Source organism: Magnetococcales bacterium, from assembly GCA_015231925.1.
Taxonomy (GTDB): Bacteria; Pseudomonadota; Magnetococcia; order Magnetococcales; family JADGAQ01; genus JADGAQ01.
The window spans coordinates 1-12,730 of sequence record JADGAQ010000120.1; the positions used below are offsets into that span (position 1 = coordinate 1).

The 12,730-nt window shown below is 61.7% G+C and carries 10 protein-coding genes; 4 read left to right on the plus strand and 6 right to left on the minus strand.

Features of this window, described 5'->3' with window-relative positions; all coding sequences use genetic code 11:
- Nucleotides 1-106 precede the first annotated feature (106 nt).
- The gene (locus HQL56_12990) at nucleotides 107-1,867 is read right to left on the minus strand and encodes a diguanylate cyclase (protein ID MBF0310435.1); all 1,761 of its coding nucleotides are present in this window, start codon (nucleotides 1,865-1,867) and stop codon (nucleotides 107-109) included.
- A gap of 193 nt (nucleotides 1,868-2,060) precedes the next feature.
- Between HQL56_12990 and HQL56_12995 the strand changes: the two genes are divergently transcribed.
- Together HQL56_12995 and HQL56_13000 are read left to right on the plus strand one after the other, a co-directional pair.
- The gene (locus HQL56_12995) at nucleotides 2,061-2,297 is read left to right on the plus strand and encodes a hypothetical protein (GenBank protein ID MBF0310436.1); all 237 of its coding nucleotides are present in this window, start codon (nucleotides 2,061-2,063) and stop codon (nucleotides 2,295-2,297) included.
- Nucleotides 2,298-2,304: 7 nt separating this feature from the next.
- Nucleotides 2,305-3,483 (plus strand): glycosyltransferase family 4 protein, encoded by a 1,179-nt coding sequence (locus HQL56_13000; GenBank protein ID MBF0310437.1) that lies wholly within the window; start codon nucleotides 2,305-2,307, stop codon nucleotides 3,481-3,483.
- Here HQL56_13000 and HQL56_13005 read toward each other — a convergent pair.
- Together HQL56_13005 and HQL56_13010 are read right to left on the minus strand one after the other, a co-directional pair.
- Nucleotides 3,449-4,357 (minus strand): class I SAM-dependent methyltransferase, encoded by a 909-nt coding sequence (locus HQL56_13005; protein ID MBF0310438.1) that lies wholly within the window; start codon nucleotides 4,355-4,357, stop codon nucleotides 3,449-3,451. The two genes, HQL56_13000 and HQL56_13005, sit on opposite strands and share 35 nt — an antisense overlap.
- A gap of 51 nt (nucleotides 4,358-4,408) precedes the next feature.
- Nucleotides 4,409-5,206: a class I SAM-dependent methyltransferase gene (locus HQL56_13010; protein MBF0310439.1), complete on the minus strand. Its 798-nt coding sequence runs from the start codon at nucleotides 5,204-5,206 to the stop codon at nucleotides 4,409-4,411.
- A 430-nt stretch (nucleotides 5,207-5,636) separates the two neighbouring features.
- Between HQL56_13010 and HQL56_13015 the strand changes: the two genes are divergently transcribed.
- Together HQL56_13015 and HQL56_13020 are read left to right on the plus strand one after the other, a co-directional pair.
- Complete coding sequence (locus tag HQL56_13015) at nucleotides 5,637-7,184, plus strand: MBOAT family protein (protein ID MBF0310440.1); 1,548 nt, start codon at nucleotides 5,637-5,639, stop codon at nucleotides 7,182-7,184.
- The gene (locus tag HQL56_13020; GenBank protein MBF0310441.1) at nucleotides 7,150-8,127 is read left to right on the plus strand and encodes a hypothetical protein; all 978 of its coding nucleotides are present in this window, start codon (nucleotides 7,150-7,152) and stop codon (nucleotides 8,125-8,127) included. The genes HQL56_13015 and HQL56_13020 overlap by 35 nt, the downstream gene beginning before the upstream one ends.
- 243 nt (nucleotides 8,128-8,370) lie before the next feature.
- On the opposite strand, the gene HQL56_13025 is transcribed toward HQL56_13020, so the two are convergent.
- The 3 genes from HQL56_13025 to HQL56_13035 are packed head-to-tail and all read right to left on the minus strand — an operon-like array spanning nucleotide 8,371 to nucleotide 12,647.
- On the minus strand, nucleotides 8,371-9,753 hold the full coding sequence (locus tag HQL56_13025; protein MBF0310442.1) for a sigma-54-dependent Fis family transcriptional regulator: 1,383 nt from the start codon (nucleotides 9,751-9,753) through the stop codon (nucleotides 8,371-8,373).
- A 21-nt stretch (nucleotides 9,754-9,774) separates the two neighbouring features.
- Entirely contained in the window at nucleotides 9,775-12,027 is a 2,253-nt protein-coding gene (locus HQL56_13030) for a HAMP domain-containing protein (GenBank protein ID MBF0310443.1), read from the minus strand.
- Complete coding sequence (locus tag HQL56_13035; GenBank protein ID MBF0310444.1) at nucleotides 12,024-12,647, minus strand: DUF4390 domain-containing protein; 624 nt, start codon at nucleotides 12,645-12,647, stop codon at nucleotides 12,024-12,026. The genes HQL56_13030 and HQL56_13035 overlap by 4 nt, the downstream gene beginning before the upstream one ends.
- Nucleotides 12,648-12,730 lie beyond the last annotated feature (83 nt).

Genomic DNA, 12,730 nt, shown 5'->3' on the forward strand with positions numbered 1-12,730 from the left:
GCCGCCGCCCCGCGAAAAGGAAAAGTTCCAGGGCGCGGCCGCCGGGGGGGAAAACCCCCCCCCCCCCGGACCCCCGTAATTCTGAACGGATGGGTGCGCCGCACGTTCACCCCGAGGTGATCATCCCCGGTTCGAAGAGTCGGAAGTGGTTCTTGCCCTCTTTTTTCACCCGGTACATGGCCAGATCGGCCTTGTGCATCAACTCTTCCGGCATTTCGCCGTGTTCCGGGAAGATGCTGATGCCGATGGAGGTGCCGATCTGAGCGCTTTCTCCTTTGATGCCCACCGGTTCGCAAAGTCGGTCGATGATCTTGCGGGCGATGAAATGGGTATCTTCCGCTTTGCTGACGGAAGGCAGCAGCACCATGAACTCGTCGCCGCCCAGGCGGGCCACCACGTCGGAATCGCGCAGCACCCCCTTGATGCGCCGCGCCACCTCCTGCAACAGCTTGTCTCCCGCTTCGTGGCCCAGCGTGTCGTTGACCTGCTTGAAGCCGTCCAGATCCAGGAACAGCAAGGCCAGTTGCTCGTGATCCCGCCGCGCACGGGCCAGATACTTGACCATCTGCGCCTCCAGCAGCTTGCGGTTGGGCAGACCGGTCAGGGAGTCATGATGGGCCATCTCCTCCAGTTTCTCTTCCACCCGTTTTCGTTCGATCAGTCCGGCCAGGGTGTCGGCGATGGATTGCAGAAACTCCATCTCCTCCTTGTCGGCATCGTGGCTGTCGGCGATATAGGTGTTGACCACCCCCAGCAGTTTGCCCTGATACAGTATGGGCAGACAGTAGTGTCCATGGGGCCGGATGCCGTCGAACCGCACGTCGTGCCGGTCGTCGAGATGGGCGGCATGCACCATGCTTCGGGTTTCGGCAGCCCGTCCGCACAGGCAATAACCGGCGGGAATGCGGGCACAGGCCTTCAACAGGTGGGCAGCCAGACCCCGTTCCACCGTCATGACCAGCTCCTGGCGCTCCTCGTCCCACAGGAAGATCGACCCCTTGGACTGAATGGTCAACCACGGCACCGAAAGGATGATATCCAGGGCCTTTTCGAGCTGCTCCTGCAAGGGAATCGGCTCCAAAGCCACCTGCAACAGGGCGCTGATGGCCACCCGCGACTGCTGGGTGCGTTCGGTGCCCGCTTCCGCCACCTTGCGATGGGTGATGTCGCGGATCACCCCCACGAAAAAGCGCTCTCCCCCGGTACTCCAGGTGGCGATGGAGATCTCCACCGGGAACTCCAGCCCGTTCTTGCGCAGGGCCACCAGCTCCAGGGACTTGCCCAGAATCTGAGCCTGCCCGGTAGTGGCCACCCGTTGCAGTCCCGCCTGATGCCGGGCGCGAAACCGCTCCGGAATGATCGGGGAGACGCTGTTGCCCAGCATCTCCGATTCGGTGTGGCCGAACATGCGGGCGGCCCCCCGGTTCCAGGAGATGATGTTGCCTTTGGAGTCGGTGGAGATGATGGCGTCGTTGGCGGAATGGGAGACCGAACGGGAAAACTCCTCATCCTTTTTCATCTTGCGCCATTCCAACTCCAGCCGGGTGTAGGCCTCGATCATCTTTTTGGAAAAGGATTCCACTTCATCCAGCGTGGTGATGGCGGGTATCCACCGGGTCAGACCGACCAGGATCAGGGAAAAGCCACCGATACGCCCCAATTCCTCCAACGAGGGCCAGTAGACCGATTTATCCGTCCAGGCCATCTGCTCCGCAGCTCCCGCCAGGCCACTCACCATCAGCAGGCCGACGCCCATCAACACGGCTCGAAATCCTTTTGCCGCCAGGGCGGGACGTTTTCGCGCCTCGCGCAACAAGAGTACCAGAATGGTCATAAAGGCCAAAATTTCGATAAGATGAATTGCCATTTCACAGGCTCCTGCCAGGCATGGCCAAGCTTATTATTTCCCCGTTACACAGTTTAGCGAAAGATAAACAAATTGTAACATAAAAATTTTCTATTGCATTGATTGGGGATTGACCCGTGGCCTCCGTAAGAGGACCATGTCATAAAGGATATGATTGGCTGTCGATATCGGACCCGGGAGGGTGGAGAGGCGGATGAGCGTATTGTCGACGGACGAGTGGGAAGTGGATGTGGAGCTGATGCAGGTGCGTCATGTGGAGAGCGGGGTGATTTTCCAGTTCGTTTGGGAGCAGAAGGAGAGTGACAGCCGCATTCTCAACGCGGTGGTGAAGAATCCCCAGACCATACCGCCCCGCATGTCGGATCGAATGATCGAGCAGTTGTTGATGGAGGGTGGGCAACTGCTGATCGATCACCTTTCCGGGCGGTGAGGCGGCAGTGGACGACGCCGTGCTTCGGGTGGCCTACGTGGTTGCTTTGGATCTGCCGGAAAACCTCAAGGCCCATGCGGTGCAGATTCTGAAGAACGCCCAGTCCTGGGCGGGGGCTTGCGGCGATTTCGAGCTGATTTGCAATGTCTCGCGGCGCAACTGGTGGCGCTTGAGGCAGGCCGATCTGGCGGGGTTTTACGGCTTGAAACGGACCTTTCCGCTGCGGGCATTTCCTTTGCTGGAGTTCGAGGATTCCCCTCATCCGGCGTTGCGGCACCTCTTCTACCGCCTGGCCGCCTGGCGCTGCCGCCTGCGGCGCACGGATCTGGTCTACACCCGCAGTTACGCCATGGCGCAGTTTTCCCTGGGGTTGGGGCTGCCGACCCTGGTGGAGACCCATTCGCCGCCGGAGCGGATTCCCAGGGGGGAGGCCTTTCTGCGCAGTCTCGATCATCCGTGTTTGCTGGGTTTGGTGACCATCTCCGAGGTGCTGGCGCAAAAGTACCGGCAGGCGGGGGTGGACCCCGAAAAGATTGTGGTGGCTCCCGACGGGGTCGATCTTGAGCAGTTTCGCCGGTCACCGTCCCGCGAAGAGGCGCGTCTGGAAGCGCAATGGAGTTCACAACGACCGCTGGCGCTCTATGTGGGCCATCTTTACGACGGGCGCGGCATCGAGGATATCCTGGTGGCGGCGCGGCAACTTCCGGAGGTCGATTTCCTGCTGGTGGGGGGGCTGGCCGACCACGTCACCCGCTGGCAGGAGACTTGCCGGGCCGGGGGCCTGGACAATGTTCACCTGGCGGGATTCCAGCCCAACAGCCGGTTGCCGCTCTATTACGCCATGGCCGATCTGCTGCTGATGCCCTACAGTCCCAAATGCGCCACGGCGGAGTGGATGTCGCCCCTGAAGATGTTCGAATACATGGCCAGCCGCCGTCCGCTGATCGCCACCCGGCTGCCCGCCATCGAGCAGGTGCTGCGCCACGGGGAGAACGCCTGGCTGGTGGCTGCCGACGACGGTCAGGATTTGGCCCGTGGCATCCGGCATATTCTGCAGGATGAGGGGCTGGGGCGGCGACTGGCGGATTGTGCCGCCCGCGAGGTGGAAGCCTTCTCCTGGGACCGGCGGGTGGAGGGGTTGTTGCGACGGGTCAGGGCGAAAAGGGATCGATCAGCCCCCCGCTGACGATGACCAGGGCGTAGAAGGCGGGCGGGTCGGTCGGGTGGACCTCCTCGCCGAGGGCCTTTCTCAATAGTTCATTGTAGCGGGCGACATCGCTTTCGCGCCGGTCCGGCCCCGGTCCCACCCACTCCCGATGCAGCTGGCAGCAGGCCTTGCCGCCCAGGGTGAAGAGGCTGGCCCGGCAGTCCGCCGGCAGGCGGTTCAGCAGCCGGACCACCTTGCGGGGGGAGTACTGGCGATAGCCGTGCAGGTCGTAGAGTTCCCGGCAGACCGGCGAGGGCAGGAAGTGGAGTTGCAACAGGGGGGCCCGTCGGGTTTCCATCCAGGCGGCGATGCGCCGGAACAGCTGCAGATCGTCGGGAATGTGTTCCAGCGAGGTTTGGCTGAAGAGCAGGTTGACGGCGGGGTCCAGATGGGCCAGAACCCGGTGGGAATCCTCCTGCCGGCAGGTGATGAAGGGATGTGCGGCCTGAAGCGGGCCCCACTCGGGGCGGGGGGCGATGTCGAAACCCTGGTAGGAGGCGACCCGGCCATCGCTGAAGGCCTGCAGATGCAAGGCGCTCTGGCCCCGACCGCAGCCCAGGTCGGCCACCCGTAGCGGTCCCGAGGCCTCGGCCACGGTTTTCCAGGGAAACTGGGCCAGGAAATGCAGGATCAGTCGGCGGGAGGGGGAGGAGAGTCCCCGGTCGAGTTGATTGAGGGTGTCCCAGGTCCGTTGGTCGAGAAGGGGTTGGAAAGAGCGTGGTTGCAGGCGCGGGTGTTCCTGGTTCGGGCGCCAGGCGTTGTCCAGGCCGTTGAGCAGGTGCCAAACCCGCGCCTTCCAGGGAGGTTGATCACAATCACCGCTGATGCGGCACCAGCCGGAGGCACGGGTCATGACGGCGTCCTTGGGGTTGAGGGATCTCGGGTTCGGTTGAGGGGCAACCACTCATTTCGGGGGCTTTTGCACCACGAGGCGCAACATGTGACAAAACGGCGCGCGTGTTCCGTTGCGTTGCAGGTAGGCCACCAGACGCCAGTGCAGGGCCGGGCCGAGTTTCGGCAGGCGCAGCACGCTTTTGATGAAGGGTAGTTCGTCGCGCAATCCTTTCAGGGGGCTGTAGCCGTCCAGGTGCAGCAGGCGAAATCCCAGGCGTTCCAGGGTCTCAACCATGACCTGTTCATGAAAGGCGTATTGGTAGAAAGGGCGTTGCCCTTCGCTGCCCGCGGGGTGGAACAGCCCGAGGCGGGCTTTGAAACGCCGCAGGGCATTGTACCAGGGGACGGTGACAATGGCGATTCCCCCCGGAGCCAACACCCGCCACGCCTCCTGCAGAACGGCTTCCGGTCCTTCGCGGAAGTGTTCCGCCACCCCCAGGGAGATATAGCCGGCGTAATGGCCGTCCGGGCAGGGTAGGGCGGTGACGTCGCCCGGATGCACCGGCAGGTCCGGGCGGAGTTCTCGAACCCGTTGTACGGTTTTTGCGGCATTATCGACGCCTTCCACGTCGTAACCGCGTTGCCGCAAGGCCAGCACATAAACGCCGGTGCCGCAACCCGCTTCCAGGATAGGGCCTGTGGCGGGCAAATAGGTGCAAAAGGTCTCTTCGTACTCCCCGAGATTTCCGCTCTCGGCCTCCCGGAACAGGTCGTGGCCCCAGTTTTTCTGCCAATGGTCGTCCCAGAAGGTGTCTTGGGCCTCTTCATGGAACCATGCCAGGCGTCCGTTTTCCACTGTTCTGTACATGGGTCATCCTGAAAGGGGGGGATCATCCCGAGTCGATGGCATTACAGCGAAGCCTCGCAGCGTCCTGACCCGGCACTTCACCGTTTTGCAATGGATTCGGGTTGTCGGCAAGCCTTTTGTCACCTGCCCATACCATCGAAATTGCCGTTGCGGCCAGAGACCGAACCCGGCTATTATTTCGGGGCCTGAAACGGAATGCAACGCTTCTCGGGGGTACTGTTCCGGCTTTTCGGAAGGCCGGGATCCCAGGGCGTGTTGACATTCACCATCTTTTGGCCCCTGGCGGCGTTGCAATCCGGTTCGGAACGCTCCTGTAGAGGACTACACTCCGCTTCCTCACCGTCTTGTGTCTTGCCAGGAACCAAAATCTGGCAAATGCCAACACGCCCCAGCCTTTCCCTCTCCCTGACCCGTGTTGCGGTTGTGAGCCATGCTGTTCAACTCCTTCACCTTCATTATGTTCTTTCTCCCGGTTACCTGGATTGTCTATCAGTTTTGCAGCCGTTTCATCGGCAGTCGCATCGCCTTGTATTTTCTGACGGCGGCCTCGTTGGTTTTTTACAGCTATTGGGAGCCCCGTTATCTCCTGTTGATCTTGATGTCCATCGGGGTCAACTTCGCCATCGGCACGGTGCTGGTGAGGCTGGAGGGGAACAAACAAAAACTGTTCCTGGCTGCTGGTATATGTCTTAATATCATTCCGTTGATCTATTATAAATATACTAACTTCCTGGTTGAAAATATTAATATTTTTCTTGAGGCGCCGATCGATCCCGGAAAGATCATCCTCCCCATCGGGCTCTCTTTTTTCACCTTTCAGCAGCTCTCCTTTCTGGTCGATGCCTGCCGCCGCAAGGCGATCGCCCTGGATTTCATGCACTACGCCCTGTTCGTCACCTTCTTTCCCCAGTTGATCGCCGGTCCCATCGTGCATCACCAGGAGGTCATGCCCCAGTTCGCCGCCCGTGCCGACAGGGGGGATACCTGGCGCCATCTGGCGATCGGATCGGTGATCTTCATCATCGGGCTCTTCAAGAAAGTGGTTATCGCCGACACCATCGCTCTGCGTTCCACCCCCATCTTCGCCGCGGTGGCCACGGGCTATCAGCCCGGTTTTTTCGATGCCTGGGGAGCCGCTTTTTGCTACGCCTTTCAGATCTACTTCGATTTTTCCGGATATTCGGATATGGCGGTCGGTTTGGGCTGGATGTTCGGCATCAAACTCCCCATCAACTTCGCCTCACCCTACAAGGCCAACTCCATCATCGACTTCTGGCGCCGATGGCACATCACCCTCTCCCGTTTTCTGCGGGACTATCTCTATATTCCCCTGGGAGGAAGTCGTTGCTCCCCGGCGCGTCATCACCTCAACCTGATGTTGACCATGATCCTGGGTGGTTTGTGGCACGGCGCGGGCTGGACCTTCCTGCTCTGGGGTCTGCTGCACGGCCTCTTCCTCAGCCTTAATCAGGGGTGGCAACGCCTGTTTCCGCCGAGCCGGAGTAGCGCACGACGGGTGTTGGGGCGGATCGTCACCCTGTTGAGCGTGGTCCTGGCCTGGGTGCCCTTTCGGGCGGATTCCCTGCAGAGCGTGCTGGCCTTCTACCGCGCCATGATCGGCCTGGAAGGGCTGTCGCTACCCACTTTTCTGGCGCCCCTGCTGGCCGGGAATGCGGCCTGGTTCGCCAACCTCGGTATCGTGGCCCAGGGGACGGGCCTGATCCATAAAAACACGCTGTATATTGAAATACCGCTGTTGCTCACCGTTTGCTGGGCTTTGCCCAACACCTTCGAGTGGTTGCGTCGCGAAAGTCCGGGACTGCCGACCGGCGGCTATCCCGCGACGCAGATCGACCCCCTGGGGCCGGGATGGACCTGCCGCTTCGACTGGAGTACCGCCGTGTTCATGGCGCTTTTGTTCACCGTTTGCCTGGTCAAGTTGAATGACATCTCCGAGTTCATCTATTTCCAATTTTGAGGCACGTCGCTTCTTCCTCACCCTGGGGGCGGCGATCGGCCTGTTCCTCGGTGTGGCGGTGGCCATCTCCTATTATCTCGGCTTCAAACAGGGCATGGCCAACTATGGGTTTCAGGTATTGCTGGACTACCAGAAAAACAAAATCCGCCAGGCGCAGCGCGTCGATATCGTCTTTTTGGGCGACAGCTCCCTGGGCAACGCCATCGACGCCGCCCACTTCACCCGCTTGTCCGGGCGCGATACCCTCAATCTGGCTCTGACCGGCTCCTTCGGCTATGCCGGTTCGCTGAACCTGCTGCGGCAGGTGTTGGCCCGACATGAACCAAAGGTGGTGGTGTTGCTGCACACCGTGGATATGATGAGCCGCAAGCTCTCCTATCTGGGCTATTTTCAGACCACCGATTTCTTCTTTAATCCGTTCCGATTTCCTCCGGAGGAGGTGACGCGGTTTTTTCTGAACTCGCAAACAATTACTAAAGTCATTCAGCGTCTCTGGGAGCGCGCCACGGCGAAAGAGGGTGTCGCCTCCGGGGAGGATTATCTTTACAACGATTACATCGTTCAGAAGGGCGGAACCGATGCGGCAAGCTTCTTCCGCAAACATGCCGATCATCCCCTGACGCCCGCGCAGATCAATCCCGAGAAGATCCTCTTTCTCCAGGAGATTCCCCGGCTCTGCCGGGAGGCCGGCATTGCCTGCATCTATGTCCACGGTCCCACCACCCGGGTGCGATGCGACAATTCCGCTGATTTTCTACAGGCCGCCACGGCGATGATCCGCCAGCTGGGTTTGACGGTCCTGGAGGAGCCCGCCTGCATGCCGATGCAGGATCTGGGCGATTCGGACGATCATGTGAGTCCCTCAAAAAAACAAGCGTATACAGAATACTATTACGGGCGGTTAAGGGCGTTTCTGATGGCAAACGGAGGGGTCTCTCCCTGAGCCCGTCTTATTCATAAATTTCTGCTGCAACCGGACCAGGGATGCGCCCTGGCCGGTATCGCGACGAAATTGCAACCATTCAGACCCCTGCACGGTGCGGCATCATCAGGTCAACGGCGAAAGGAAAAGTCCCAGGGCGCTGCCCTGGAGTAAGTCGGGGGGGATAATCCCCCCCCGAACCCCCGTATATCTGAATAGTTCCACGAAATATCTGAATAAGACGGGCTGAGTCGCCAATACGGTTCATCCCAAACCCAGGGTCTTTAATTTGCGGTGCAGCGCCGAGCGTTCCATGCGAATGGTCTCCGCCGTGCGGGAGATGTTGCCGGCGTGACGTTCCAGTTGCGCCTTGAGATACTCCCGTTCGAAGATCTCCCGCGCCTCTCGCAGGGAGTCGCTTTGCAGCAGCAGTTCCCACGGGGTGTCACCGACGGGCAGGGGGCCTCCCCGCACGAAGTCGGGCAGATCCTCCGGGCGGATCACCGGGTTGGGGGCCATGATCACCAGGCGTTCCACCAGGTTTTTCAGCTCCCGCACGTTTCCCGGCCAGTGGTATCCGGTCAGCAGGGCCATGGCCTCCTCCGAGAACTCCCGGGTGGGCTGGTTGCCGCGATGCAGCCCCAGGAAGTGGCTGACCAGCGGGGGAATATCTTCCTTGCGATCCCGCAACGGGGGCACCCTCAGGGGAATGACGTTGAGCCGGTAGTAGAGGTCGGCGCGAAAGCGGCCTTCGGCGATCTCCTCCTCCAGGTTCTTGTTGGAGGCGGCGATGACACGCACGTCCACCTGAATCTGGGAACGCCCTCCCACCCGTTCAAAACGCTGCTCCTGGAGGATACGCAGAATCTTCGACTGGGTTTTCAGGGACATGTCCCCGATTTCGTCCAGAAAGAGGGTGCCCTGATGGCTCAGTTCGAAGCGCCCCCGGCGTGCCTCGCTGCGTCCGCCGGAGGACTCCTCGCTGCCGAAGAGTTCGGCCTCGATGAGCTTTTCGGGGATGGCGGCGGCGTTGACCGGAATGAAGGGACCGGCGGAGCGGGCGGACAGCTTGTGAATGCGCCGCGCCGCCACCTCCTTGCCGGTGCCGTTCTCCCCGGTGATCAGCACCCAGCCGTTGGTGGGGGCCACCCGTTTGATCTGCTGCTCCAGCGCCTGCATGATCGGTGTGGTTCCGATCATGGGTTGCTCCACCTCCAGGCTGGCGCGCAGGGTGAGGTTTTCCCGGATCAGGTCCGCCTCCCGCACCGCCCGGTCCATCAGCAGCAGCACCCGGTCCAGGGAGAGGGGTTTTTCCAGAAAATCGTAGGCCCCGATCTTGGTGGCGGCGACCGCCGTATCGATGGTGCCGTGGCCGGACATCATCACCACCGGCACCCGGTTGGGGGCCAGGCGCGGCTCCTCCGGTTTTTCCGGCAGCGCCTTGATGCGTCGCAGGGTTTCGATGCCGTCCAGTCCTTCCATCCAGATGTCGAGCAGAATCGCCGACAGATCCTCTTCCATCAGCCGCTGCAGGGCTTCGGTTCCGGAAGAGGCCTCCACCACCCGGTAGGACTCGTCTTCCAGAATTCCCCGCAGACTGGTGCGTATGGCTTCCTCGTCATCCACGACGAGAATGGCGTGTTGCATCCGGGAATCCCCTAAAAGCGTTTAAAGTGGCGGGACCGTCTCATCCGCCGTGGTGTCGCCGCTGTTGGCCGGTCCCTTGATGGGTAGTTGAAATTCGGCGTTCACTCCCCCCCAGGAGGATTCCCGCATGCGCAACACCCCACCATGATCTTCGATGATTTTTTTGGCAATGGCCAGGCCCAATCCGGTGCCTTTTTTCTTGGTGGTGAAATAGGGTTCGAAGACCCGCACCCGGTCGGCGGCGGGAATGCCGGGGCCGTTGTCCATGATCTGCACGCTGACCCACTGTCCGTTGGTGGAAAGGTGGGTGGACAGCACGAGCTGAGGTTTGAAGGGGGTTTCGCTCTGCAGGGCCTGCTCCTCCTTCTCCTTCATGGCGGCCAGCGCGTTGCTGAGGAGATTGGTCACCACCTGCTTGATCTGGCTGGCATCGAAGGGGAAGGGGGGGACGTGGCTGTCGAATTCGGCGGCGCTGGAAACGGCTTTCAGTTCGGTGTCGTGCAGGGTCAGACACTCCTTCAGCGCCTGGTGCAGATCCCCTTTCTGCCGGTCGGGCCGGGGCAGGCGGGCGAAGTTGGAGAACTCGTTGACCAGCAGCCGCAGGGCTTCCACCTGGGAGATGATGGCGGTGGTGCCCTGATCCAGGACTTCGCGTTCCGGCAGGGGCTCCTTGGCGTTATCGAGGTATTTGCGCCGCAGCCGTTGCGCCCAGAGCTGAATGGGGGTCAGGGGGTTCTTGATTTCGTGGGCGATGCGTCGGGCCACGTCGCTCCAGGCGTGGGCCCGCTGGGCCATGACCACCTCCGTGAGATCGTCGAAGGTGGCGATGAAGCCGGTATTCTCGGAGGGGGAGGCCCCCAGCAGGCCGATACGCGCCAGCAGCGTGCGCTGCCGGTCGGGCCCCTGATGGGGAATCTGCGCGGAAAGCGGCACCCCGTTCAGGGGATCGACCTCCAGAACCCGTTGCGAGGCGGCCAGACGTCGCAGATTCTGCAGCAGGTCGATCATTTCGGGCGGCAACAGGTCGCGGCAGGCCTGACCGTGACCCTGTTGGGGATCAAGCCCCAGGAGTTCCCCGGCGGCGCGGTTGATCAGGGTGATGAGCCCCTGACCGTCCACCGCGATCACCCCGGAGGAGATGTTGTTGACGATGGCGGCCAGAAAGCGTTGCCGCTCCTCCAGCAAGGCGTTGGTGGCTTCCAGCTCCTGCCGGTTTTCCGCCAGTCTCTGGGTCATGGCGTTGAACGCCGCCATCAGGGTGGCCAGTTCGTCGTCTCCCCGCACCTTCATGGTGGCGGAGAGGTCGCCGGAGGCCACCTTGCGGGTGGCCATCACCAGTTCGCCCACCGGAAGGGTGATGGTGTCGGCGATGCGGAAGCCGGACCAGACCGCCGCCAGCAGCAGCAATTGGGTGATCAGCACCAGGGTGATGGTGTGGCTGTTTTTCAGCAGGCCGTGAGAGGTGCGCAGCTGGTGGTAGTTTTTGAAGGCGTTTTCCATCGACTCCATGCGGGTCAGAACCTGCCGGTCGATCCAGCGGCCCGTGGTGAGAATGAGATCCCCCTCACCCAGACGGATGTAAGCGCGCACCCGATTGCCGGTATCGTTGGTGACCATCATGGCCCGCGAGCCCCCGGCCTCCAGTGCGGAGAAGTCGGGCAGGGCGTCCTGGGGCAGATCCCCCGCGCTGGCCAGACGGGTGCCGTCCTGCCGCAGAATGGTGATTTCGTCCAGCATGCGGGCGCTGCGTTCCACCTCCAGGGCGGCGGTGGCGGCTTCACCGCCCTGCAGGGTCAGGGCGGCGGTGATGGTGCGGTTGCGCACCAGGTCTTCCGCGTCGTGGCGAATGGAGCGCTGGTTCTCCTGATAGTAGCTGCGCGCCACCTCCAATGACTGTTCCAGCGCCAGGGAGATGCGGTCGGAAAACCAGGAATCGACCCCCCGGTTGAGCAGCTCCAGGGAGAGGATGGAGATGATCAGGGTGGGCAGCAGGGAGAGCAGGGCGAACATCAGCACCATGCGGGTGCGCAACATGGCGCCCGCCAGTTTGCGCTTGCGGTCCATCCAAAGGCGGGAGAGGTTGCGAATGACCAGAAAGCCCAGAATGAGGACCAGAAAGAGGTTGGCGTAGAGCAGCACCAGGAAGGCGAAGCTGTATTCGCCGCCTTCCAGCAGGGGACCGTGCAGGGAGCGGCCGGTCACCAGTGTGATGACCACCACGAAAAGGACCAGCAGGCCCAGGGTCCAGGGGCGGTTGGGGAGGGTTATCTTCATAGCCGGTCGTAATGGGTGCGGTAGATGGCGTCCACGGGTTTCCAGAAGTAGACCAGTTCGTCCAGCAGGCGAAAGACTTTGGAGACGCCTTCCAGTTCGAGTCGGAAGCGCACTTCCAGGTCGTGGGAGCGATGGGGGGCCACGGGGCGCAGTTCCCCGTTGTCTTTAAGGTTCAGGGGGACGAAAGTGGGTTTGCCCAGAAAGGCCAGGGCCTCCTGGGCATCGCTGGTATAGTACATCGGACCCGAGGGAGTGCCGATTTCATAACGCTCGGTGATCAGGTGGAGCTGGGCCCGCCGGTGGATGGTGACATCCGCCAACTGGTGGTCGGGCAGCATCCATTTGCGATTGCGCCAGACCCGGAAGCGATAGATGGCCACCAGGGAGTTGCCGGCGGTGAGCAGCCGGTGCAATCGGTCCAGGGTGGGGGGATGGAGGAAGACCTCACCGTAGAGTTTGTGACCTTGGAGCAGGAGGTTGGCCGAGGCGATGGGGGGAGCCTCCTCGGTGGAGGTGGGGGAACAGGCCGACAGCCCCGGAAGCAGAGCCAGGAGGAGGGGAGCGGCAAGGGCGATGAGGAAATGGCGCATGGTCTTTTGACGGTGATGGAAAGCCGACACCAGGGGAAGGCAAATGCCTTTGGAAAATTCGGGGGTCCGGGGGGGATTATCCCCCCCGGCGGGGTTCGGGGCAGCGCCCCGAG